The sequence below is a fragment of the Aquidulcibacter paucihalophilus genome (assembly GCF_002105465.1).
In the GTDB taxonomy this organism is placed as follows: domain Bacteria; phylum Pseudomonadota; class Alphaproteobacteria; order Caulobacterales; family Aquidulcibacteraceae; genus Aquidulcibacter; species Aquidulcibacter paucihalophilus.
This window is the reverse complement of the sequence record NZ_NCSQ01000073.1, coordinates 1-22859: the sequence shown is the minus strand read 5'-3', so window position 1 is coordinate 22859 and position 22859 is coordinate 1. Positions and strand designations below refer to the sequence as shown.

The 22859-nt window shown below is 56.1% G+C and carries 20 protein-coding genes and 1 pseudogene; 4 read left to right on the top strand and 17 right to left on the bottom strand.

Annotated features, from left to right (window positions below):
- The 13 genes from B7364_RS06740 to B7364_RS06680 all read right to left on the bottom strand — a co-directional run bounded on the left by B7364_RS06740 (position 1) and on the right by B7364_RS06680 (position 13599).
- Positions 1 to 741 carry a lytic transglycosylase domain-containing protein gene (locus B7364_RS06740; protein ID WP_085339249.1) on the bottom strand — a complete coding sequence of 247 codons (741 nt, stop codon included), beginning with the start codon at positions 739 to 741 and terminating at the stop codon, positions 1 to 3.
- Positions 735 to 1241, bottom strand: a complete 507-nt coding sequence (locus tag B7364_RS06735; protein WP_085339247.1) for a S26 family signal peptidase — start codon at positions 1239 to 1241, stop codon at positions 735 to 737. The genes B7364_RS06740 and B7364_RS06735 overlap by 7 nt, the downstream gene beginning before the upstream one ends.
- The gene (locus tag B7364_RS06730; RefSeq protein WP_085339245.1) at positions 1238 to 2416 is read right to left on the bottom strand and encodes a TrbI/VirB10 family protein; all 1179 of its coding nucleotides are present in this window, start codon (positions 2414 to 2416) and stop codon (positions 1238 to 1240) included. Before B7364_RS06730 ends, B7364_RS06735 begins: the two co-directional genes overlap by 4 nt.
- Positions 2413 to 3468 (bottom strand): P-type conjugative transfer protein TrbG, encoded by a 1056-nt coding sequence (gene trbG / locus B7364_RS06725; protein ID WP_085339243.1) that lies wholly within the window; start codon positions 3466 to 3468, stop codon positions 2413 to 2415. Before trbG ends, B7364_RS06730 begins: the two co-directional genes overlap by 4 nt.
- The gene (gene trbF / locus B7364_RS06720; protein WP_085339242.1) at positions 3447 to 4142 is read right to left on the bottom strand and encodes a conjugal transfer protein TrbF; all 696 of its coding nucleotides are present in this window, start codon (positions 4140 to 4142) and stop codon (positions 3447 to 3449) included. The genes trbG and trbF overlap by 22 nt, the downstream gene beginning before the upstream one ends.
- Positions 4143 to 4147: 5 nt before the next feature.
- Entirely contained in the window at positions 4148 to 5746 is a 1599-nt protein-coding gene (trbL, locus tag B7364_RS06715) for a P-type conjugative transfer protein TrbL (RefSeq protein WP_085339240.1), read from the bottom strand.
- Between the two features lie 24 nt (positions 5747 to 5770).
- A complete protein-coding gene (locus tag B7364_RS06710) occupies positions 5771 to 6520 on the bottom strand; it encodes a hypothetical protein (RefSeq protein ID WP_085339238.1) in 750 nt (249 codons plus the stop codon).
- Positions 6507 to 9014, bottom strand: a complete 2508-nt coding sequence (trbE, locus tag B7364_RS06705) for a conjugal transfer protein TrbE (RefSeq protein ID WP_085339236.1) — start codon at positions 9012 to 9014, stop codon at positions 6507 to 6509. The genes B7364_RS06710 and trbE overlap by 14 nt, the downstream gene beginning before the upstream one ends.
- A 69-nt stretch (positions 9015 to 9083) precedes the next feature.
- Complete coding sequence (locus B7364_RS06700; protein ID WP_085339234.1) at positions 9084 to 9359, bottom strand: VirB3 family type IV secretion system protein; 276 nt, start codon at positions 9357 to 9359, stop codon at positions 9084 to 9086.
- 32 nt (positions 9360 to 9391) lie between these two features.
- A complete protein-coding gene (locus tag B7364_RS06695; RefSeq protein ID WP_085339232.1) occupies positions 9392 to 9724 on the bottom strand; it encodes a TrbC/VirB2 family protein in 333 nt (110 codons plus the stop codon).
- A 211-nt stretch (positions 9725 to 9935) separates the two neighbouring features.
- Entirely contained in the window at positions 9936 to 10901 is a 966-nt protein-coding gene (gene trbB / locus B7364_RS06690) for a P-type conjugative transfer ATPase TrbB (protein ID WP_085339231.1), read from the bottom strand.
- Positions 10902 to 10904: 3 nt separating this feature from the next.
- Entirely contained in the window at positions 10905 to 11459 is a 555-nt protein-coding gene (locus B7364_RS06685; RefSeq protein ID WP_085339229.1) for a hypothetical protein, read from the bottom strand.
- Between the two features lies 1 nt (position 11460).
- A complete protein-coding gene (locus tag B7364_RS06680) occupies positions 11461 to 13599 on the bottom strand; it encodes a type IV secretory system conjugative DNA transfer family protein (protein ID WP_232780832.1) in 2139 nt (712 codons plus the stop codon).
- Positions 13600 to 14142: 543 nt separating this feature from the next.
- Here B7364_RS06680 and B7364_RS06675 point away from each other — a divergent pair.
- Positions 14143 to 14487, top strand: a complete 345-nt coding sequence (locus B7364_RS06675) for a DUF2958 domain-containing protein (RefSeq protein WP_085339267.1) — start codon at positions 14143 to 14145, stop codon at positions 14485 to 14487.
- A 307-nt stretch (positions 14488 to 14794) separates the two neighbouring features.
- Here B7364_RS06675 and B7364_RS06670 read toward each other — a convergent pair whose 3' ends face one another.
- From B7364_RS06670 to B7364_RS17695, 3 genes and pseudogenes are all read right to left on the bottom strand, one after another.
- Positions 14795 to 15553: a hypothetical protein gene (locus tag B7364_RS06670; RefSeq protein WP_085339227.1), complete on the bottom strand. Its 759-nt coding sequence runs from the start codon at positions 15551 to 15553 to the stop codon at positions 14795 to 14797.
- Positions 15550 to 16578, bottom strand: coding sequence for a MarR family transcriptional regulator (locus B7364_RS06665; protein WP_157893546.1), 1029 nt, complete (start codon positions 16576 to 16578; stop codon positions 15550 to 15552). Before B7364_RS06665 ends, B7364_RS06670 begins: the two co-directional genes overlap by 4 nt.
- Positions 16579 to 16930: 352 nt before the next feature.
- Positions 16931 to 17146, bottom strand: a pseudogene (locus B7364_RS17695) (transposase); the annotation flags it as partial.
- A 522-nt stretch (positions 17147 to 17668) separates the two neighbouring features.
- On the opposite strand from B7364_RS17695, the gene B7364_RS06655 reads away from it, so the two are divergent.
- A complete protein-coding gene (locus tag B7364_RS06655) occupies positions 17669 to 19873 on the top strand; it encodes a ParB/RepB/Spo0J family partition protein (RefSeq protein ID WP_085339221.1) in 2205 nt (734 codons plus the stop codon).
- Between the two features lie 104 nt (positions 19874 to 19977).
- Here the strand turns inward: B7364_RS06655 and B7364_RS06650 are convergent, their stop codons facing one another.
- On the bottom strand, positions 19978 to 20676 hold the full coding sequence (locus B7364_RS06650; protein WP_085339219.1) for a hypothetical protein: 699 nt from the start codon (positions 20674 to 20676) through the stop codon (positions 19978 to 19980).
- A 379-nt stretch (positions 20677 to 21055) separates the two neighbouring features.
- Between B7364_RS06650 and B7364_RS06640 the strand changes: the two genes are divergently transcribed.
- Together B7364_RS06640 and B7364_RS06635 are read left to right on the top strand one after the other, a co-directional pair.
- Positions 21056 to 22036, top strand: a complete 981-nt coding sequence (locus B7364_RS06640) for an ArdC family protein (protein ID WP_085339215.1) — start codon at positions 21056 to 21058, stop codon at positions 22034 to 22036.
- 154 nt (positions 22037 to 22190) lie between these two features.
- Positions 22191 to 22859 (top strand): tetratricopeptide repeat protein (locus B7364_RS06635; protein WP_198534075.1); only part of this gene is annotated, 669 nt, incomplete at its 3' end.

Here is a 22859-nt window from a genome sequence, read left to right as displayed (position 1 = left end):
TTACCTCCCTCCTGATGTGCGGCACTGATGGCGATGGCGAATGCCGCGACCCGCAGAAAGTGCGAGATAGCAATCTACGGCATCGCGGACATAGCCTTGTGTTTCGGCGATATCAGGAACGCGACCAAGGCGTGCAACGCGTCCTGGGCCGCTGTTGTAGGCGGCCAATGCCAAGCGCAGATCGCCGAACCGACCAATTTGGATGGCGAGATAACGGGCTCCACCACGAAGGTTTTGCACGATATCAAAGGAGTCGGTGACGCCCAGTTCGCGGGCGGTACCCGGCATCAGTTGGGTGAGGCCACGGGCACCAACAGGACTGACTGCACCGGGATCATAGGCACTTTCGACGATCACCAGCGCGTGGAGAAGCTTTGGATCGAGGCCCGTTTCACCAGCAATTTGCGAGATCAGTGCATCAAGGGGCTGTTTAGATGGCAGAAGGCGGACTTCGCCATAATCGAGAACAGTATCGATCACGATTGGATCAAATTCTGGTTGAGAAGCAGGATTTGGCCTTTGGCGCGGACTGGCAGGCCCGGCTTGCTGTACGACGCGTGGTAGAGTTTGAGGCGGCATGCTGGCCTGTTGAACCATCGGCGCGCGATCAACAGCCATACCGGGTTCGATGAAAAGACCGCCCCCTGCTTGGGTCCAGTCAGGCGGATCGGCGAATGCTTTCGTTGCTAGTGCGGGAGTGGCGAGTAGACTTATCGCGAGAATGACGTTTCGGCTTACCATGAGATAACCTCCTGATAGGTTCCAGTCAGGTCGCGTTTCAGCACAGGGCCGAAATAGCGGCTATCAAAGCTGGACGGGTGATCGCCTAGAAGAAAAACTTCGGTCGGCAAAAGGGTGTGGCAGCCGACCCAGAACGGCAGCAAGGTGCCCTGGCCGTCGCGTCGGTCAGCATGGACTGTGCGACCAGGCACGGTGACTGTATCTGCCTCTCGGCAAACGGTCTCGCCGGGCAAAGCCGCCACGCGTTTGAGGAGCATGATGTCGGCTGGATAGCCAAGCCGCCCGGCCAGATAATCTTTCGCATTCTGGTTCATCGGCATCGCGACAATGTCGCCGTGCTTGAGATCGCCAACCCCGCCAGTACGGACATAAAGCCCTTTCTGCATCGAGATCGTCTCATTGACGATGGCAGGCGGGTTAGCCACCAATTCTGGCAAGGCTGGTGCTGACGCTAAAAGCGCATTGGCGATCACAAGGTGAAGGAGAGCACTCGTATTCATTGGGCTGGCTCCAAAATGAGATCACGGGTCAGCAAGACCTGCACGCGCGTGCCTTGGCGGACCCGGATGGTTGGTTTGACGTCGAGTTCGCGGTCAATCATGCGGCCTCCGACACGGGCAGCCTCAGCGGCAGCAGCGTCGCCGATATCGCCAACTATGCTGTTGTTGTTTCTGTCTTTTCCATCACGGCGGGCAACTTCGCCCAAAGTGGTTATTGCCCCGGCAAACAGTGTTGCGGTTAGTACTTGGGGAATACGCCGGTCAACTCGGCCTTGAACGCCGCCTGCGCCTTGGCTGTCGATACCGGGCTCACGGTTCAAGGTGATGGACCGACCATCAGGGAAAAGCAGGCGCTCCCAGGTCAGGAAAGCGCGTCGTTCGCCGTAAGTCTGCTCACCATCAAAACGTCCGATCAACCTGGCACCTTGGGGGATCAAGAGATATCGGCCTGTGACCGTATCAAAGACATTCTCGGTGACACTGGCCAAGACCCGGCCTTCGCGTTCGGTATCAACCGCTGTCAGCAAAGCCGCTGGAATAACCGTGCCTGCCTTGAGTTCATAAGCCGACAGAGGGGCGAGAACGACGCGATCACCATAAACTGCCTCATAATCCTCGCGCCTTTGAATGCGTGCTGGGCCAGTCGACGCTGGTGCTGGTGTTACAGTTGCCGCCATTTGCCCCGATGCGCCACCTTCAAAGAACAGGCCTGAGCGTTGGGCTTTTTCCAGTTCAGATCGGCCGCGCGGTTCGCGCGGCGCGCTTTGCACCATTACACGTGGTGCATGGGCACGCCCTGAGGCAATGGGGCCGGGTGGAGGTGTGTTTGTAGGTAACGCCTCTTCCGGCAGATCCTCGGATGCCTTGGTAAGCTCAGCGTAACTGACTGGCCCCTCGGAAAGCACATCGGCGGGTCGAACAGACCCTGGCGGTGTGCGCTGGTTCTGTTCAGCCTGTTTGGCGCGGGCCTCTGCACGCACCGCTGGCGAGACGACGAAAGCATAAACAAAGGCCAGAGACAGCACACCGGCACTAACTATAAAGACCGTGCGGACCGATTTCTTATTGATCTGCTGCGCAGGCTTGGGTGCCGTGCGCGCATTGAGTGCACGGCCGCCAGTGAGCGGCGGCGGCAGTGCCTCGGGGCTCACTTCTGGGGTATCAGCCATCGTCATGAGCGATCCCCTTTGCGTTCAATGCGGACGACGCGGGGATGATCGCCACCAAGACGCAATTCAGCGCGATCAAACAGACGATCAACGACATAGACCGACCCTTGCTTGCGCCAGTTGGTGAGTTGCGCCTCGCCATTCTCGCCCATTACGAACAAAGGTGGGGCTTCTGTAGAGCCAAGGCTATCGGGGAAGGTAATAAAGGTCTGGCGACCATCATCGCTCACTGAAACGGGCGTCCAGGCAGGCCTGCTCCATCCCGCCCGAATACGGTAATTCTGGTTCAGCTTCGCGATATCGACTGTTTGTGCGGCGGGCAGTACTGGCAGATTTGTAGTGCCGTCAGTCTTCCCGGCCTGCGTTGATCCATTGGGCAATGTATTGGCGTAGGTCCAGGTTACGACCGCATTAAACGCGTCAGTGCTCTCGCCTGACCGCAGCGACAACAGATACATGCGCCGGTTGGTCGCAATTACCATATTGGTGGCGATTCCAGCCCGGAACGGCTTGATCAGGATCTGACTTTGTTGGGTATTGCCTTCACCAGATGTCGTATCGCCAATCATCCAGCGTTCGGTATCACCGGCAGCCTTGTTGATGATGCGTTCACCGGGCTCAAGGGTCAGCGCGGTAATCCGCATCGGCGCTGTCCAAACTTCATAAACCCGGCCTTGCTCAAAGCTAAACACTTGGGCTGCATTGACGAAACCATCCGCGCGGGAGGGTGCCAGCGCCTCGGCGTTGGCCACACGAATGGCGGCTGGACCGCTTGCTGGACTGGTCGCCCCATCATTTCCGGATGGTGAGACCGCGCGAGCCGGTGTAGTCGCCCGTCTAGTTTGGCTTGCCGCGCGCCGTGTTGGCGAATTTGCCCGGCGCGCTGAAGATGTGCGGGTCGAAGCTGACGCTTGGGTCTGGCGTGCTTGAGTTTGGCGCACTTGTGCGTCAGCGGCATTTGGGAAGACCATCACAGGAATGGCCGTAGTCAGGAGAAGCGCCAGACTGCCTGCCATGCAAGCAGCCTTGGGCGCGATCATTGTGCGTCGAGCGTCCATGATAAATCCTCAATTTTGATGCCAAGTGGGTTTTTCATAAGATCGGCTTCAGAGCGCGGTGGCTCAAAGCGAACAGTGACAAGTGCGCGCCAACGCTGCGCACCTGAACTCATGCCATTGGTGAATTTCTCTTCGCGCCACTGGATGTCGAAGGTCTTCTCCGAGCGTGGCACAACATTGAGCACCGAGACAGCTACAGCCTCGCGGCCTGCATTGGCGAAGGGATCATTTTCCTGCGCCCAGCTATTGAGGTAGGCAGCACTTTTCGGTGTTGTAAAATCATAGGCCCGCATGAAGTTCTGACGGATCAGAACCGGATCAATGCTTTTGCCGCGCACGTCTGCGATCCAACGCGACAAAGCGAAAGAAACTTGGGCCTCATTTGGGCGATATCTCTGATCAAGTGCCGTAATCTTCTGGGTCTGACCCCAAGTCGAAACCTCGACGATGAAGGGCTTGACCACCGAGCGCTGGGCTTGTGCCCACCAGCCTGCTCCGAGGAAGCCCGCAAAAAGAAGCGTTCCAAATGCCATATTGCGCCAGTGGCGGGCATGAGACAGGGTGAGGCCCATACGGTCATCCCAGACTTGACCAGCGCGATGATAGGGCGTGGCAATCGGTGTGGCCGAGAGCGCTTGTTTGCCAGCAGGCTTAGGTTTGAAGAATGGATGCATGAATATCAGTCCTCCTCACGAATGGATGGGTTGAGCGTGCCGGTGTTTTCATTGGCCGGCATGAGTTGGCGGGCGGTATTGGCCGCGAAATACGCGTTGAAGGCGCGGGCTTTGGCTGCCTTTTGTTGCGGGCTGTAGGCTGGGAAACGGTAGTAACGCGGGGCGTCGCCCAAAGCGGTACTTGGAGTGGTGATTCCCGAACCGTTTGATTGTGACGCGCCAGACGCAGGGGCTGCCCCTTCGCTTCCGCTTCCTCCAGAGGTTCCGCCACTTAGAGAGCCAGTCTCATTCGGCATGGCGGCTTTGGAAGCGCTTGTTGAGCTTTGAGCAGACGATTGGCTTGGCGACGCATTCCCGCCCATGCCCAACTGTCCGGTGTTTCCGGATAATTCAGATTGTCCAGCCGACTTTTGCGAAGCCAATCCTTCATTGGTCGTCATTTGGCTGGAGGTTGAGCCGGAATTTGAAGTGGAAGCCTTAGTCCCGCTTTTGTTCGCTGTTTGAGCCGCAAAATTTGATGATGCGTTGTTCTGTGAAGAGGCGCTTTGATTGGACGAACCGCCACCACTCGAAGGACCGCGCGGTCCAACACTTGCCCCAGCCGCAGAGCCAGAAGGTCCAGACCCAGAAGGTCCAGGCCCGCTTGGCTGCCTCCCAGTACCCGCGCCCGCAGCCGCTCTGGAGGATGATGCAATCTTTACGGCGGCACCAGCGGCGGCACCGCCTGCTGCCATCGTTCCAGCAATGGCCGCACCACCCGCTGCACCAACGGCGAGGCCACCGACACTGAGGGCACCTGCGCCCAGAGCTGGACCACCAGAAACAAGGGCTGCGGCCAGATTGGGGGCGAAGATAGCCAACATAGCCAGAATGATCGAAGCGGTTAGGATGGTCAGCGCTTCATAGATGTCAGGCTCTGGGCTTGGGATCAGCTGAGCGAACACCGTTTGAGCGCCAGACACCACAATTGCGAGGGCCAGAACCTTCAAGCCTGCCGCGACCACATAACCAAGTGGGCGCTCGGCCATGAAGCTGGTTTTGGAGAAGATGCCGAATGGCAGCAGAATAAAGCCGCCCAAGGTGACGATTTTGAACTCAAGCAAAGTCAAAATGATCTGGAGGGCGAGGATCGTAAACGCGATCATGATGCCGAGCATAGAGATGCCGATGATGATCGCATCGACCAGATTGCCGATCACATCCATCGGGTTTTCGGTGACAGTGGGCGCATCGCCAATGGCTTTGACAATGCCCCAGCCGGTCTCCATCACCGCGCCGGGATTGAGGAAGTCGTCAGCTCCAATGGCCCCGCCACCAGCTTGCAAGCCAATCTGCATGAAGCCAGCAAAGATCGTCTCGCTCAGGCCCTGCCAATCATTGATGATATAGGCAAAAGCCCCGATCAGCAGGATCTTAGAAAAGGCCCCTGCTAGTGCATCGCGGTTGGAACTGACCGCCCATTGAATGCCTGTCAGCGCTACAACAAGCGCAATCATCAGGCCAAAGATGCCGTTCACGGGACCGACTAGGCTCGCAAAGCCTGCCGTAACAGTGTTGGAAAACACCGACATCAGATCATTTGCAGTTTCCGATGAGACAGCCATGGCAAGGCTCCTTTAGGCGCGCGGCTAATTGCGGGCGTTGGGTAAGGGATTGAAGCGAGGAGGTGGCGGCGGAGCTGCGGTGCGGCCCCAGTTTCGGCGTCGCGCGGCGATCGCCTCTTCGCGGTCTTGGGCACGCTGGGCTGCTTCCTGGGCGGCCAATCGTGATTGCGCGGCCATCAGGGTTTGCAGGCCTTCCAGCTGTTCCGACAAGACACCCAAGGCTTGAACCGACGACTGAATGGCACCAGTCTCGCCTTCAGCGGCACGCGATGCCGCAATGGCTCCAGCCATCCGAGCGCTTCGCCCGTTTCTTGCCGATTCAACCGAAGCCGCCGTGCGTGCCAAATCCTGCGCTGTCTGGCGTGACATTTCGATCCGGCGAGACGCGGCTTCCAAACGTCGCATGGCCGTGCGGGCATTCAGATTTCCTGGATACAAATCCTCAAACTGACGGTCCAAACCGCGCACCGTGGATGCCAGCCCGCGGGCTTGGGCGTTAAGCTCGTTGAGCGCCCGCATGGCATCGCCAATTTGAGCGGCATGATCATAGGGGCTTTGCGCGAGTGACCGGATTTGTGCAGTCAATTGCTCGGTCTGGATGTGGATTTGCTCCAGCGCGCGAGCAGCCGTCAGCACATTCTGGATGTGGTTGGTGGGGTCATAGACCACGATGGCCGCAGCCTCTTTTGGCACGACAAGTGCTGTGCCAAGCGTCAATAAGGTCAGCGCCGAGACGGCACAAACGAGGCGAGATTTCAGATTATTGGCCGGCATGATACAGTCCTTCCAGCAAGGGTGAAGTGAAATCATTGGACGGAGGGGCGCTCTGGTCATTGGCCGCATGCGCGACATCAGACAGCGCATCGAAGAGATCACCCACGCCCGCGAGGCCTTTGGTTTCAAGGAATGCGCGGGCAAAAGCATCAGGATCGTGATGAGGTGGCAATGTTGCCAGCACCTGCTCGATCAGCTTCTGATCCTCTGGACTGGACGCTCCGCACACCGCCAAAGCCGCGCCCATGAGACGCAGATGAAACATGCGTCGGCCACGGGACTGGCGAATGTAGTAGGAGCGCTTGGGTGCGGCGAATGCCAAAAGTTCGAGTTGGCGCTTGTTGAGACCGAACAGACGATAGAGATCAGCCGAAGCTGGTTCGAGCGCGCGCGGGTTGGGCAGGAAAATCTGTGTCGGGCAGCTCTCAATGAGCGTGGTGGCAATGGGTGAGCGCACCACATCATCAAGGCTCTGGGTCGCAAACACCACAGCCACATTCTTCTTGCGCAGGGTCTTCAGCCATTCACGGATCTTGGCGGCAAAGCCTGTCTCGCCTAGGAACAGCCAGGCTTCATCCAGCACCAGCATGGTGGGCGATCCATCAAAGCCACGCTCAATCTCATGGAAGAGTGCGGTCAGAACCGGCCCAATGGCACTAGGTGTTGCCATCAGCTCTTCGGTCTCGAAGGTCTCAAAGAAACTCAATGTGCTCGGAGCCTGATCGGCATCCAGCAAACAGCCGTGTGGGCCCTTGAGCGTGAAGGGCTCAAGCGCAGCTGTGATATCGCGGGCTTGGCACAGCGCTGAGAAGATCGAGAGCGTACGCTGATTACGCGGCGCCTCGCCAAGGCTTCCAAGGGCAGCCCAGATTTCTTCGCGGTGCTTGGGTGTGATTTGGACGCCAGCAGCAGCGACGGTTTCAGCGATCCATTCAGCAGCCCACGCCCGTTCGGCAGTCTCGTCGATCCGGGCCAGCGGTTGAAGCGCAAAAGCCCCGTCAGGTCCGAGCGCATGCCAGCGCCCACCGGCGCAATGGGTCACGGCACGCGCAGAGCGGCCCTTGTCGAAAAAGATGATCCGGGCATTGGGGTAGCGCAGCCATTGCAGCGCCATGAAAGCCAAAAGTGCCGACTTGCCTGCCCCGGTTGGCCCTACAATCATCGTGTGGCCGACGTCGCCGACATGTATGTTCAAGCGAAACGGCGTCGCACCGGATGTCTCTGCGATCAGCAATGGCGGACCATCCAGATGTGTGTCGCGCGTGGGGCCTGCCCAGACAGCCGAGATGGGCAGAAGATCGCACAAGTTTAGTGTTGAGAGCATGGGGCGGCGCACATCGGCATAGGGTTCGCCGGGGATCGATCCGAGCCAGGCTTCGACGGCATTCAGATCCTCGGTACGCGCGACGAACCCTTGCGCATTAAGCGCGGCTTCCACCGCACGGGCTTTCTCGTATGCGCGTCCTTCGGTGGCGTCCATGACGGTCACGGTCAACGTCAGCCAGCCAAAAGCGCAGACTTCAGCGCCAAGGGCTTCTAGTGCGCCGTCGCATTCATCGGTCTTGGCGGCTGCATCAGTATCAACCAGCGGCACATCTTCCTTGGTGATAGCTTCGCGCATGAGCGTACCAATGCCTTTGCGCTTGGCAAACCAGCGCTTGCGCAAGCGCAAGAGCTCGCTCTCAGCGCCTGCCTTGTCGAGCGCAATCCAGCGACCAACCCAGCGATAGGTGAAGGGCAACTGGCCCAGCGCATCGAGAAGCCCCGGCAAGGTCTTGGCTGGAAAGCTGCGGATACCGACGACACGAAGATGCTGATCGCCAAGCTTAGGGGCGATCCCGCCTTCAAGCGGGCAATCAGCCAATTGGGCATCGAGAAATACCGGGGTTTCTGGGACCTTGATTTGATGTTGCTTGGGGCTGATGCATTGATGCAGATAGGTCAGCGTATCTTGATCCGACATCAATCGCGCTTCCGGCAATGCGTCGGCCATCAGATCGACCAAAATGCCGATCTCGCGCTGAAAGAGTGCCAAAGTCTCGCGCCAGTCGCGATTATTGGCGACGCGGTTCTCAAACAGGAAGGTCTCGGCCTTACGGGTATCATCGGCTGGTGGCAGCCAGGTCAACGTCGCGACATGATCGGTCTCGAAGGCAGCACCGGCCTGTTCGAACAGCGCCTTGCGTTCCTGATCCACAAGCCAGCCGACGGCGTTCTCAGGCTGTTGATCCGGATAGGAGTCAGCCACTCTGCGGCGGGCTTCCATATGCAGGCACCAGCCGGTTCCCAAGCGCTTCAACATATTGTTGAGCCGGGCGCGCACAGCCATCAGCTCTTCAGGAGTCGAGCTTTCCAGATCCGGCCCACGAAACTTCACGCAAGCACTGAAGCTGCCATCTTTGTTCAGGATCACGCCGGGGGCAACCAGTGCCGCCCACGGCAGATGATCGGCCAGTGTGATGGGTTTGGTGCGGAACTCGTCAAGAAAGCGCATGGGATTTCACTCCTGAGGGCACGGCCCACGTGGCTGTTGGATTTGCAAATGAGTTGGATGGATGAGGGCTCAGGCCCCAAGATGTCCGGGCAAGCTCAGATGACGCCGGAGGACATCCAAAAACTGGGCGTCGGCTTTGGCAAACCAAAGACCAAGCGCGTGCGCCACACCCCACCAGATGAGGCCGAGCCACCAAAGCTTGAGTGCAAGTCCCAGCACCAGAGCGAGTGTACCCATCAGTATCGCATACTCCCGCGGCAGACCTGCCATCAGGATAGGTTGGGTGAGTGATCCGGCCAAGGGCAGTTCAAAGCCTTCGGGCCGATCGGGATGAAAAGCACTCATGGTGCTGCCCCCTTTTGTCTCAAATCATGGTCTCAGCCGATGGTTGCTCCACCGCCAAAGCCAAAGAAGCCCATGAAGAAGCTCGCGGCTGCAAAGGCGATCGCCACCCCGAACAGGATCGAGACGCCGCGTCGCAGGCCTGAACCTGATTCAGAAAACGCAACGCCGAGCCCAAAGATGGTCACGGCGATCACCCCGCCTGCCTGGGCCACAGGACCAGTAAAACTGTCGACGATTTGTTGGAGTGGTCCCTCCCACGGCATGCCAGACCCACCAGCAAAGGCCGGGGTAGATGCCAGCGCCAAAGCAGCGCCAGTTGCAAGTGAGGTCAGGATGGTCTGACGGGAAAAAGTGCCTCTCTGCATCGGTTTGCTCCATTCTGGGACTCTAAGTGCCCCTGTGGATAAGTATGCAGATGGCATGCCAACTTAAGGAAGAAAAATGTATTATATTAGTTACTTAGATGGTTAATCGCTTTGGCCCACATGGCCTCGCCGGGCCTCTGAAATCAGGGTCCGGTTGGGCGGGCGCGTAGTGGCGCCAGTGCGGTTTCAAGTGCGCAAGATATGGTCAGATTTACCCATAAGCGCGTGTTAGATAGCCACCATCCTTGTCTCCAGTAACATGTATGAGGTCCTCCACACGCCGACCTTCGCGGGTTCGGGCGATATGGATTACAAGATCAATTGCCTGACCAATGGCGCGCCGGGGAATATTCGTCGCAACCTCACAGGTCAGGTCTTCAAGGCGCAAAAGGGCATCGTGCGCGCTATTGGCATGAATGGTGGAAAGGCCCCCTGGATGGCCGGTGTTCCAGGCTTTGAGCGTTTCAAGCGCTGCGGCCCCATCGCGCATTTCACCGACAACGATCCGGTCCGGGCGAAGGCGCAGACTATCACGCACTAGATCAACCACGCCGATCAGTTTGGGCGTCCGACGGGTTAGAAGTGCAACTTGATCCCAGGCCGAGCATTGCAGCTCGGGCGTATCTTCGATCAAGATCGTGCGGGTGTCGGCAAAGGCGGGCAACGCTAGAATGGCATTGGCCAATGTCGTTTTGCCGGACGATGTGCCGCCTGAAATCAGGATGTTCTTGCGTTCTGTTGCCGCAGTTTCAATCAGTTGCTTCTGCTCTTGGCTAAGAATGCCTTGGGCTTGATAATCGTCCAAGGTGAAGATGCGGGCAGGCCTTTTGCGAATCGAAAAGGCTGGGGCACGACTGACTGGCGGCAGCACACCTTGGAAACGCTCGCCGGTTTGCGGCAAAACACCAGAGAGTCTTGGGTCTTCGGGTAGCACCGGTTCACCGACATAATCGGCAATCAGGCGAATGACTCGGTCGCGGGCTTCGGGGCTCAGGGTCTCGCCGGTTAGCTGGCGTCCGCCGCCAATTGTGTCGAGGATCAATTGCCCATCGGGATTGGCGAGAATTTCCACCACATCAGGATCGACCAAGGCCGCCAAAGCGGTGGCACCGAGTGCATGGCGCAGCGCTTCAAGACGACGCTCGGCGATGATGGGATGATCACCGAGCTTGGCCATGGTTTAGACCCCTTCACTATCTGAGTTTGGGACGACACGTTCGTCGGTCAGATCATTGGCGGGGTGAGCTTTGGTACTTTCCAATTCCTTAGCGTCTGCCGCTGCCCTGATACTGGCTGGTTCGCCGGTATTGGTGATTTCCCGACCCAGCCGCGTCAGGCGCAAGCGTTCGGCAACTTCATTGATGGCATGGCTCATCAGCACATCCACCGATCCCCTGTAAGCAGGATCACGCTCTTCAGGACTTTCAGGAATACGCGAGAACAATGTACGCAGTGCGATGAATAGCATTTCTTCAATGATAATCAGGTCGCGCCCTGTTGTGCGCCCCTGCTCTGCCACCCGCCGCTCCAATGCCAGCAAACGGTTGTCGGCATCGGCCTCGACCTTCCCACGCAGTCCCCGTTCAAGGATGGCTGACGCCGCCTGGCTTAAGCTCATATTTCGCGCTTTGGCTTCGCGTTCGAGTGCGGCTCCAACCTCTTCACGCGCCAGATAAATTTGGATGCGTGTCGGGCCGGGCTTAGGTTTGGCAATTGGCCTTGGTTTGGCTCCCATGTCAGAAATCCCCCTCGTGCAAGAGTTTCAAGATGTTGCGGGCATTGGTGTTGGCAGCGCTCTCTTCAGGCACTACCGGGTCAGCATTCGCGGCTTCAGCCTCGGGCTTTGGTTCTGCCTCAGCCACAGGCAATTGGACGATCACATCAGGTGCCGGTTCCTGCTGGGGTGTCGAGACTGACCCTTCATCCAACCTCGCTTCTAGATTGAGTTCAGTTTGGCGTAGCCAGGATTTTTCGGCCTTGGCGCGCTTCATGGCGGCTTCATGTTCGCCCTGAACTTCAACACGGCGGGCCTCAGCGCGCTCTTCAAAAGTCATCGCCACTTGCGGATCGCCAAAGCCAGCAGGCTTTATGTCCATCCAAGGATGAACTGGCCGTTCGGGGGTTTGAAGCTGTTGGGCCTGATTATGCGGTTTACTGGCCGCACGCTCTGCCATCCACTCGACCTTGTCATATTGAAGCTTGGTCAGGCGGTAAGGCCGGTGACCAGCAATGAAGACCAGTTGTTCGTTGTCGGGTAGTGCGCCCACTTCCGATGGGTCCATCAGGGAACGCTCGACTTCAGCAATCGTGCGGCTGCCACCTTTTTCAGCGAAATGATGGGGTAAGCTGGCACTCACACGCGTATCCGTCACAAGCCCGGTCAACTTGGAGACCTTCTCGCGCGTTAGCGGGTCAAGTGCAGCAAAGGCCACATAGATGTGCGTGTTATCCAGAAAGCCGTTCAACTGCCCATAAATCCGGGCGATGTCGTTCAAGCTTTGGGCTACAAACAGGCATTTGATGCCATAGCCCGCCGATAGGCGCACCACATCTTCAAAGAAGCTGACCTTACCCAGAAGTGGAAACTCATCGAGTGCCAGCAGAAGCGCATTTTCCTTGGGCCGACCGTCGCTATCGGTCTCTAGATGCGTTGTGAACGCACTCGATGCCAGATGGAAGAACATCCGCACCAGAGGCTGAAGTGCTTTGAGATCAGACGGTGCAATCTGCACATAAAGACTGACTGGTGCGCGTGCACACATAAGATCGCTAAGACGAAAGTCGCTGGCTGATAGTGCTCGCTCGACCTCTGTGCCCGCAACCCACGACAAATAGGACCTCACGGTCATCTGGACGCTCTTGCGGCCACGCTCATGGGCTGAAAGATAGGCGCTCGCCACATCGGCAATATAGGGGTCCGTGATTGCAGTCCCTGCGTGGTCGCGCCGATGCAGCGTGGTCGCCATGGCCTTGGCAGTTGCATCAAGGTCAGCGCTCAGGCGCTTGACGCCGATCAACGACTTATTCTCCGGTATCTCAGTGTAAAGCGTGTGGAGGATGAGCGCCGAGAGCATCTCGGAACCCTGCTTGTCCCAGAAATCTTGATGGCCAGACGCACTCCCCGGTTCGGCAAGGATGGCGACAAGCTTTTGCACGTCGGAGATGGCGCGATCCCCGGTACCAATTTCGGCCAGGGGGTTAAACCTCGCGGTGGCCGGATGCAGCGGATTGAAAAAAAGCGCTGGTCCCAATCGGCTGCGAAACCCCGCCGTTGTCGCCCAGAGTTCGCCCTTGGGATCAAACACAATCGTCGACCAATTCCAGGTCAGCAGAGTTGGCACGACGATCCCACGCCCTTTGCCCGAGCGTGTGCCTCCCGTCACCAGAGCAGGGCGCATATCGGGGCTGGTAAGAAGTCTTGGTGCAAGAAAGAAATCGCGCAGGCCTGGCCGATTGATGCGGCCAAGGACAACGCCTTCCAAGCCCGTTAGCCCTGCCTTGATTAGCGCTTTGGGATCGCCCCATCCGCGTGCGCGATGGCGGTAATTGACCTTCACGCCGATGGCATCGTTGGTCTGCCCGAGCGCACCGTTGCCCTGATCGAACAACCGTACCAGCATGCCACCAAGCGCTATACCTAATAGTATGAGTGCTGCCCCTGCCCGCATGACTGGGCCATGATTTGGGCTCGCGGACCATTGTTTCGACCAGAGCAAGATGTCCCAGACTGGATACAATTTGACACCACCGCCAATCTCTAGGCCCCAGCCCAGAGCGCGGTGATAATCGTAATGGGCGGCGACAAACTGGGTCCCGGCTGACAGGCCAACCAAGGCTCCAACCCCAAGACATGCAATCCGCGTGCGAATTCCCATACCCCTGTCCCCCAATACCGACGCGCACACAAAGTGACCGTCGTAAGGATGACGCGGCAGGACCGCTTGACGCGGACTCACCGCAGTAAATGATCTCCAGCATAGATCGTGCCATTCAGAATATTGGCCTGCAGCCTGAGATAGGCGGCACAAGATTAGCATATTTAATGTTATAAATCAATAACTTATGATTGTGTCGCTTGCTTTGGCACTAACCATGGTATTCAGGACAGAGCCACTGACTGAAGCAAAATGACACAGAATTCATGCTTGAAGTTTGAGAGCGAACTTGTTCCTTGTCGATCTGACAATGTCCAGTTAACCAACTTATGCGCGCTCATATACTAGCGGTTGCGCTTGTCGGAGACCGGGACGACGTATCGCTTTTGCCCCGCCCATTGCGGACGATGGGTTTGAGGGTGCCAGACGCAGTTTGCCGTCAAGCCCTCGCTTCGCTCGTGGCGTTGACAGCGGCACTCTTGCGTCTGGCGGCAGCTTTCAGGTTCGCCCGCATGGTGCGTGGCGTTCCTCAAGGAGGCTGTCATGCCAAGTACACTTTTTCCCGCTCATCTTCGCGCAAAACTCTTGGCAAATGGCGCAAGGTCTGGTGCGGGTGAGGACATTGATCCAGTCCCAGTCGTCAAGCTGTTTACACCCGATGCCAATGCAACTTGGCTTCTTACAGAGATCGATCCTGACAATGAGGATATAGCCTTCGGGCTATGCGATTTGGGCTTAGGTTGCCCTGAGTTGGGTAGTGTGTCGCTATCTGAGATATTATCAGTACGCGGGCGCTTGGGTTTGCCTGTTGAGCGGGATCAGCATTTTGTTGAGAAGCGACCTATCAGCGCAATTGCCAAACTCGCGCGTCAAAAAGGTTGCATTTAGATGCTTGCAGACATGCAGTCCCAGAAAGCCCCAATCATGGGGCACCCATCAATCGCCACCGATGCACTGCATTTTTGGACACAAGTTCTCAGCATAAAGCACTCGGCGGCAGTCGATTGGTAAGTCTGTCACGACGGACTTTCTAACACGCGCACTCTCACTGGAAGCCATGGGACTTGGCGCGGCGCGGCCCCTCGGTCCCTAAGGCCAATCGGCCTTCTCCTACGCGCGTCCTTTATCCGCCGCCCCAACCGCTCTCGCCGACACCGAAGATGGGTCGGCGGGGCTTGAGTGTAGGGCGGAGTTTCTAAGTACGGATGGAATAGACTTGCTCAAGCAAAGCTACCGAATCTTGAAGATTCAGCGCCAAACCAAAATCACGAGGGTTCATAGCCGCTTGGCGGTTTATCCGATCACAGAAGACAGCGATGTCGTTTCTGATTTGCTCTGGCAGGATCAATCTGCGCCCCGGAACAAGCACTGCCATTAAGCGAAACACGTCGTGTAGGTGTTTGACAATATTACGATTGTCGATGGCTTCACCTGCATCGCGACGATCAGCCAATTCCATCCAAGCCTTCGCTTTGAATGGGATCAGGGCATACTCATCCAGAACAGAGACTCCATCGATCCGACGGATCATGCCGCGCAATAAACCAAAATAATCTTCATCAAGCAGGATGGCTGAAAGGCTGTATTGCCCGTCTTCTATGGGTACAGGGATGATTGTTTGATTTGGGACTAAGTCCAAAGTCGCTGGCGGACGCGCAAAAATCTCCAACATGTAGGGAAAGTCGGCGTTGGCTGGCTTTGCGAACCGATAATAGGTCGGCTTTCCGTCCGCGCGCTGCCTGATCTCATAGCCGCCGTCTTGAATAAACGCCCATAAGGCTTTAGCAAATTCTGCATCGACCACCTGAGCACACAGCACGATATCAAGATCCTTTGTGGCACGAAAAGCCAAGCCAAGATCCTCGAATATCAAGTGACAGGCGGCCCCACCAATCAGGGCATAGGAATCCCCAAATGCCGCAAACCGCTCCTGAAATAGGTCTAACCCTCTCATGCCCAAAGCCCTTCGATCAAAGACTGTGCAGCCAATGAGACGCGTTCATCTGGGTCATCCTTGAATTGGGCATAGATCGACAAAAGGAAGCTGTGATCCTCTCGCTCGATCTTTGCGGGCGAATAGTGCCAAACATCCAGTTGGGCGTCAGCTTCATAATCCGTCGCGACGGTCTCGACGGTGCCATTAGACTTGAAAACTGCCCAATGCCGGCCGTCGATCGCAAAAGTCTGGAGCCTTGCATCCATCAGATCACTATGGGCTGCCAAAGCCGATAGACCGCCGAGATTGAGCCTTGGGGGCGGGCAAAGCCAGCGCACGAAATGGGATGAACGGACAGGTGAGACAAGAAGCGCTTGAGCATTCTCCCATATCTCTTGCTTTTGACCGGCAAGATTGACGCGTTTCTCGCGGCCCTGCCGTTTGGTCTCCACCAAACCCAAGATCGCCAATTCATCAACCGCACGACCCATACTCATGGCCGTGTAGCCTAAGCCCTTGGCGAGTTGGCTCGGTGTTGCTTCTTGATGGTCCGCACCAGTCAATAAAGTGAACAATGTCAATTGCGCAGCAGGTGTCAGTGTATCCAACTGTCGAATAGCTTTCCTCGAAAACCGTTCGGTCAAGGCTACGCCAAGGTGGGGCATGAACAATTGCTTTCCAGGCACGATGAAAGGTTGTCCGGCTTCAATATGTGCTGCGCGCTGGAAGGCCGTCATATTCGACTGAACAAGGACGACCGACCTTCCAAGGAGCCGCTCGATTTGGGCGAGGTGCTTGCGTAGAGCCGAAGGCGCTGACGACCCCACGCCTTGCTGAACCGCCAAGATGAGCGGTCGATCTACATAAAAACCTTCAACCAATTCAAACTGCTGCTTCAGAAAGAGCGGCAGTTTTTCACCATCGTTCAGCGGGCGAAGTTGCAAGTCCGCTTTGAGAACAGATTGAACATAGTCATTGACGGCGGCGACCAATGGCAAGTTCGGGCCCCTCATCTGGGTATCGGGATCATTCGATAACGTCATTTTCATTCACTAACATCAAACATGTTATCAATCAATTACGATATTAGTATTTTGTCTGCGTCACCGCCTGCGCGCGTTTGCGCATTTCCCGGTCCGCCCAGGGTGCACCTAAACACTGCCCAATGTTCATTGTCAGCCCTGATGGTGCTCGCACTGCTCATGCCGAGCTCAAGTTCAGTCCAATCCGGAAACCTTTCTGACAAAATTCCAATCAGCTGAACTATCATGTCTTCAGCTTGTAAACGAACAACTGCCCGTTTTGCGGCTTCAGTCTCAGTTTTTGGTGGCTTAAGCGCTCCTTGATGGGCAGCAGTAGACCTTTGCGAGTATATATCTTTTGTCAATTTGGACCATCGTTTACGTTCATCTTCAGCCGATTATCTTCATCTTCCAGCTCTCGCACCTTACGTATTTCAGACGGCATAAGACCCGCAAAACACTTCTTCCAGTTGAAGTATGTTGCCTAGCTGATCCCTGCTTTGCGTCAGATCTCCGCGACGGCCGTTCCGTCCTCGCCTTGCTTCACAACGAACCCTTTCTGGGCGTCCGTGAACTTCGATGCTTTCATGCCAAACCTCCTCGTCCAGCCAAGGAAAATTACGCTAAAAACTCTAATTCAAATGGTCCAAGTTTCAGCTAGCAGAGCACAGCTCGATGGACTCTCCTTTGCAATGACGGACCAATCGGGGCTCAGGTCAGTTGTCATGGCAAGTCCGACTGCGATGTTTTTTAAGACTATTAAAGGCAGCTTTCCGAAAGAAAACACCAAAAGCGGACTATCCTCTTTCCGCAATCTTCCTGATTCACCACCAATCGTAGATTCCGAGGTTCTTTCCAAGACACAGGAATGTCCGTTCAGGGCTAGTCCGGAAAGCCGCTCTCCATCTAATCGAGGCAGGCCCCCATTGCCTCCCACCCCGCCTGCGCGCCCAACGCAAATGCCCCCGTCCGCCATGCGCCAGCAAGGGACGGCTGACGCCTCTGCGCCCTTGCGGGCTGGGTGCGGCGTGGGCGGGTGAGACGATGCCGCGCAGGCGGCTCTGGTGTTGGATGGTCCACACCAGAACCTCCATTTTATTGGAGTATCATCATGTCTCACGTTCAATCCATACCCCTTTCCAAGTTGGCTCCCTCCCCCCTCAATGCACGTCGTATTGACAAGAAAGTAGCCGTTGAAGAGCTTGCCGCTTCCATTGAGACCCATGGCCTGTTGCAGGGCCTCGCCGTCGTTGAAGTTGGCGATGGCAAATATCAGGTGTCGGCTGGTGGTCGCAGGTTGGCTGCCTTGAAGCTGCTCGCCAAGCGCAAAGTTATCCCCGCTGACTTTGCGGTTCCCTGCTCTATTGTCCCCGCCGAAATTGCGGAGGAAACCTCGTTGGCTGAGAATGTCCAGCGTGTGGCCATGCATCCTCTTGATGAAGTCGAAGCCTTCGGCCGTTTGGCCGCCTCTGGCCTTCTGGAAGACGCGATTGCGGCCCGCTTTGGCACCAGCATCCGGCATGTACAGCAACGCTTGGCTTTGTCGGCTTTATCCCCTTTGTTGAAGACAGCCTTCCGAAAAGGCGAATTGTCACTCGATGCTGCACGCGCCTTCTGTTTGGTCGGCGAGCATGATCGCCAGGACAGTGTCTTTAACATCATGCCCAAGCCGGTGATGAATGCCTATGCCGTGCGGTCATACCTCACCCAAGGGGCTGTGCGTGCCAATGACCGATTGGCCAAGTTTGTCGGGATTGCCCCCTATGAGGCCGCTGGCGGGATTGTGCGGCGTGATCTGTTTGAAGATGAATTGGTATTCCTCGATAGCCCTGATTTGCTCAATCGCTTGGCGACTGAAAAGCTTGAAGAGCTGCAACGCCCGTTGATCGAGTTTGGCTGGGGTTGGGTTAATGTCAATCTAGGTCATGGCCGGATGGATGGTGGGCATATCAACCGCCTGCGCCCCGACTGGCGTGAACCCACGGACGCAGAACGGGTTGAACATGCTGAGTTGACCAGTCGGCTGGAAGGATTGCGCACCGAGAAGCCCGATCATGAAGACATCCCAAATCTGCAAGCCAGCATCGCCGCCTTGGTCAGCGCCTGTCAGGCCTGGGACCCCGAGAAATTGCCCTTGGCGGGCTGTGTGATCAGTGTCGATCATGATGGTAAAGCCGTCACCACCATTGGCGTGGTCACACCTGCCGATCAGCGCAAGATCAATCGCATTGACGCCCGCCGCGCCCAAGACAAGGCCAAAGCCGAAGCTGATCGCCGTCGCGAAAAAGAGCGGCTGGAGGCAGAGACCGTTGAAGGCACTTCACCAACAGCAGCACCCTGCACAATCCAACCCTTACCCGATGGTGTAACAGTTATCGTCATTGATCCTTCAGCAGGCAGTGTGCGTGTAGCAGGTCAAAGTGATGATGAGGCCACGCCTGTAGAGGACATCAGCCCGGAAGACGAAACTGGCTCAGAAGTGCCTGCCCCAACGGCCAGCACCGATGAACGTCCACCTTGGGAAGATGATGATCCTCTGCCCGCCAGCAGCGTCTCAGGCTTCACCCAAAAGACGCTGAACGAGCTGACTGCCGCCCGCACCCGCGCCATTCGGGCACATTTGTCCCAAGCACCCGATGTGGCCTTGGCTTTGTCGGTCTATGCATTGGGGTGTCACTTCATGGCGATGACAGGCCCTGTCGGTATGAGCATTCATGCCTTTGTGTGTCATACCTACTCAGATGCAGAAACCCTCGCCTCCAAGCGTGAAACCTTGAAAGCATTGGACCTCTACGAAGAAAGTTGGTTTGAATGGTGCTTGGCCCGAGGACCAGAGGTTTTGCTTCAAACCCAAGCACTCCTAGTCGCTTCGACGCTCGATCTCAGTCACAGCGGCAACACACCCATTTGTCGTCGCAAGCAAGAAGTTGCCGATACCCTCGCCACGCGCCTCCAAGTCGACATGACCAAATGGTGGGCACCAACCTCGGATTTCTTCATGGGGCTAAACAAACCTCAGATCGCAGGTGCGATCATGGAAAGTCCTGCGGTTTCGGAACTGCCAACGGCTAAGGATCGTGCGGCGTTTGAGGCGATGCTTGGATCTAAGCGCAAGGATGAGCTGGCGCTGATGGCGGCGCAGACGCTCGATGGGGCTGGCTGGTTGCCCAGCGTGATTGCCATGACTGGATTGGTGGACGTGACCGATCCAGAGGGTGACCCTGCCTATGAGGTGACCGAGGAAGGGCTGGAGGCGCTTGTTGCGGCTGAGGCTGTTGCGCCCGATTTGGGCGTTGCGGGGATTGCGGCGAAGTAGTCGGGTTTGCCGCGATTTGATCAATATGGCTGCGCGCTGGGCGACTGGCGCGAAGCTTTTGCGAGCTTGGAGTTAAGTGTGCGATCCCCTTGGGCTAATCCCCTTCAATTGGGCGATGGCGACTGACTTTCTGAGGATCCAAATTTAATCTCATCAAATCTAAGGCGTCGGTAAAGCAACAAGCACAAATGGAAACTCGCTAATAACATTAATGGCGAATAGCGCTCCTGACTGCTCACCCGAAAACCTTTCTCGGACCTATCAACAAGCCGATCAGAAATAAATCGGCTTTCAATTTGCTCAATACGATTGAGGCGTTCAGCTTGAACTTGTAAGTACACTATATCTTCCCGGATATCATTTGTAGCCTTTGATTGCGGATTCGAGGCATATGCCAGCTTAGACCTAGCATCACTCAAGCTATTCTCAACCTCAAAACGTTCCTGTGCGATTTTCGACTCCCAGTTGATAGGCTCAATTCCGAGCGGCCCTCTGAAAAAAGCAACCGTGCTTTGAAATACAAAAAATATCGAAATGCCGGCAAGCGCAACTTGAGCCCAAAAATGCCCATCTATTGAGGCAGCCTTGCCTTTGTGCGGTACACCTGCAAGGTAATAACTGATTATTGCCATTTGCAATGTTCCAAACATAGCGACGTTTGCTTTCGAGTTATCATACAGGGGCCACGATAAATTTGCTAAGAAATTAGTATAGTAGAGATGGAAAGCCCACAGTGTCAGCCCCGATAAAATAATAAGAAATTGACATATTTTCTTTCGTAGATTTTTCTTAGCTTTTGTCATTGTTTCGTTTCCCCGTTAAATATCAAATTCACAAAACTCGATTGTGAAACCCCTCTACAACTATTGATTGATTTTTTGGACTAGGTTGATCAATTGGCCAAAAACCTTACATCTGATGCGCGTGTGGTGCATCTAGCGGACTTGCGAAGTTGTCTGCAAGCCTGCGCCCCCATCGGCCCAAAATCCCTGCACCCGCACCAGCCCACCCGCAACCGTTTGGTCGTCCGCTGTCGCTTCCGCCCCGGTTTGGACAAGTTGAGACCACCGGGGTGCGGGCGTGCTGGCGTGGGTGCGGTTTGTTGATCTCGGCCGATGGTTGCGGCGCGAGCTTATGGTGAGTGTCGCGTGACGCACATTTCCATCGGCGGAGACCTCCGCCATGGCACATGCTGCCCGCTCTTATCGTTACAAATCTCCCTCAGATGAAGCCAGCCTGACGCCGCACGAGCGCGTGACGGCTCAGATCACCGCGCTGCTGGAGCGTGGCGTACGCCCTTGGATCAAGCCTTGGGATGATATTGCACCGTCTGAGGTTTTGGTCTTGCCCTTGCGGTCATGCGGCACGCCTTACCGCGGGATGAACATCGTCGCGCTTTGGGCTGCGTCGTTGGAGTGCGGCTTCAAAGCCCGCCATTGGTTCACCTTCAAGCAAGCCTTAGCCATGAAAGCCTGCGTTCGCAAAGGTGAGCGTGGATCCTTTGTGGTCTATTATGCCGAAGTAGGCGATAAGTCAGATGGTGATGGATCGCCCTCGCGGGCTCCCAACGCCAAGGGTGCCAAAGGCGAAGAGACTGGTGAATTTCGGCGTATCTTGCGCGGCTATACCGTCTTCAATGCCGAGCAAATCGAAGGTCTGCCAGAAACTTTCTATCCGGCTCCTGAAACACTGCCTGTTCCGCGCACGCCAATCACTACCAGCGAAGATGAAACCCGTTGGGCGTCTCTCTTTTCCCGCATCCCCGTTACCCTTCGCCATGGTGGGAATCTGGCCTTCTATTCCAAGGCCGCTGACTATATCCAAATGCCCCTCCGCGAGGCGTTTCGCGATGGCACCCAATATTGGGCAACGCTCGCTCATGAGACCGCCCATGCTTCGCGTCATGAGACACGCCTCAATCGTGACTTTGGTCAGACCCGCTTTGGTGATGCAGGCTATGCTTTGGAAGAGCTCGTAGCAGAGCTTGCCAGCGCATTCATTGGCGCGCATATTGGCCTGCCCGCTGACCACCTTGAAGATCACGCAGCCTATATCGATGGCTGGCTCAAAGCCCTCAGCGATAATCCATCGTCGCTCTTGGTGGCTGCAAGTAAAGCCCAAGCTGCGGCTGATTGGGTTTTGACGGAGATGGCGCGCCGATGAATTGGTTGAATCGAAGAACCACCTAACTTGCAAGGAGCCAGAACTGTTGCTAGCAATTGTTCCTACACGCTGCAGGCATTCCAATCTGAGCATTTGCTACTTCCCTTGATTTGAGCTCCTAATCGAATAGGATTCACTTATGATCCCTAGAGTTATGAAGTCTTTTTGGAAATCAATACGTTGCTTAATGTTATTCTTTGCACTTTCTCTCGGCAGTGGGTTTGCCGTCGCAGCGCCAGACACACAGAACTCGAATGCCAAAATGAGAGGGTCGCTGTCCCTAGCGCAAGCATTAAAAGCTTACGAAGATGCGGATTTCGAGACAGCATACAAAGCACTCAACGAGTTGGCCGAGAAGGGTAACGCTGAGGCGCAAGCAGCATTGGGCCTGCTGTACGATAGAGGTGAAGGCGTTTCACAGAACTATACAACCGCTGTTAAGTGGTATTCTGCAGCCGCCAAACAGGGCAATCCACGAGGTCAAAACAATTTAGGGGCTATGTATGCAGGCGGCATTGGTGTGAAGCGGGACTACGCAATTGCGTTGGTTTGGTTTCAAAATGCAGCCGCACAAGGCTACCCTGCCGCCCAAACCAATTTGGGGGGAGCATATTATAGTGGGAACGGCGTAACGCAGAATTTTGCCAAAGCCGAATCTCTGTTTAGGTCGGCAGCTGAAAAAGGCTTCGCAGAGGCGCAGTATAGTCTAGGTGCTATGTATAAGAATGGTGACGGCTTACCTAGGGATAATGTGGCCGCTGAAGCATGGTTTCGCAAGGCAGCTAGGCCGTGTGGACAAAGTGGATTCCCAAATCAGTTAGTT

What these genes read in the sequence shown, in the direction of transcription:
- B7364_RS06740 (WP_085339249.1), bottom strand. Translation starts at nt 741, where the DNA reads ATGGTAAGCCGAAACGTCATTCTCGCGATAAGTCTACTCGCCACTCCC.
- B7364_RS06735 (WP_085339247.1), bottom strand. Translation starts at nt 1,241, where the DNA reads ATGAATACGAGTGCTCTCCTTCACCTTGTGATCGCCAATGCGCTTTTA.
- B7364_RS06730 (WP_085339245.1), bottom strand. Translation starts at nt 2,416, where the DNA reads ATGACGATGGCTGATACCCCAGAAGTGAGCCCCGAGGCACTGCCGCCG.
- trbG (WP_085339243.1), bottom strand. Translation starts at nt 3,468, where the DNA reads ATGGACGCTCGACGCACAATGATCGCGCCCAAGGCTGCTTGCATGGCA.
- trbF (WP_085339242.1), bottom strand. Translation starts at nt 4,142, where the DNA reads ATGCATCCATTCTTCAAACCTAAGCCTGCTGGCAAACAAGCGCTCTCG.
- trbL (WP_085339240.1), bottom strand. Translation starts at nt 5,746, where the DNA reads ATGGCTGTCTCATCGGAAACTGCAAATGATCTGATGTCGGTGTTTTCC.
- B7364_RS06710 (WP_085339238.1), bottom strand. Translation starts at nt 6,520, where the DNA reads ATGCCGGCCAATAATCTGAAATCTCGCCTCGTTTGTGCCGTCTCGGCG.
- trbE (WP_085339236.1), bottom strand. Translation starts at nt 9,014, where the DNA reads ATGCGCTTTCTTGACGAGTTCCGCACCAAACCCATCACACTGGCCGAT.
- B7364_RS06700 (WP_085339234.1), bottom strand. Translation starts at nt 9,359, where the DNA reads ATGAGTGCTTTTCATCCCGATCGGCCCGAAGGCTTTGAACTGCCCTTG.
- B7364_RS06695 (WP_085339232.1), bottom strand. Translation starts at nt 9,724, where the DNA reads ATGCAGAGAGGCACTTTTTCCCGTCAGACCATCCTGACCTCACTTGCA.
- trbB (WP_085339231.1), bottom strand. Translation starts at nt 10,901, where the DNA reads ATGGCCAAGCTCGGTGATCATCCCATCATCGCCGAGCGTCGTCTTGAA.
- B7364_RS06685 (WP_085339229.1), bottom strand. Translation starts at nt 11,459, where the DNA reads ATGGGAGCCAAACCAAGGCCAATTGCCAAACCTAAGCCCGGCCCGACA.
- B7364_RS06680 (WP_232780832.1), bottom strand. Translation starts at nt 13,599, where the DNA reads ATGGGAATTCGCACGCGGATTGCATGTCTTGGGGTTGGAGCCTTGGTT.
- B7364_RS06675 (WP_085339267.1), top strand. Translation starts at nt 14,143, where the DNA reads ATGCCAAGTACACTTTTTCCCGCTCATCTTCGCGCAAAACTCTTGGCA.
- B7364_RS06670 (WP_085339227.1), bottom strand. Translation starts at nt 15,553, where the DNA reads ATGAGAGGGTTAGACCTATTTCAGGAGCGGTTTGCGGCATTTGGGGAT.
- B7364_RS06665 (WP_157893546.1), bottom strand. Translation starts at nt 16,578, where the DNA reads ATGACGTTATCGAATGATCCCGATACCCAGATGAGGGGCCCGAACTTG.
- B7364_RS06655 (WP_085339221.1), top strand. Translation starts at nt 17,669, where the DNA reads ATGTCTCACGTTCAATCCATACCCCTTTCCAAGTTGGCTCCCTCCCCC.
- B7364_RS06650 (WP_085339219.1), bottom strand. Translation starts at nt 20,676, where the DNA reads ATGACAAAAGCTAAGAAAAATCTACGAAAGAAAATATGTCAATTTCTT.
- B7364_RS06640 (WP_085339215.1), top strand. Translation starts at nt 21,056, where the DNA reads ATGGCACATGCTGCCCGCTCTTATCGTTACAAATCTCCCTCAGATGAA.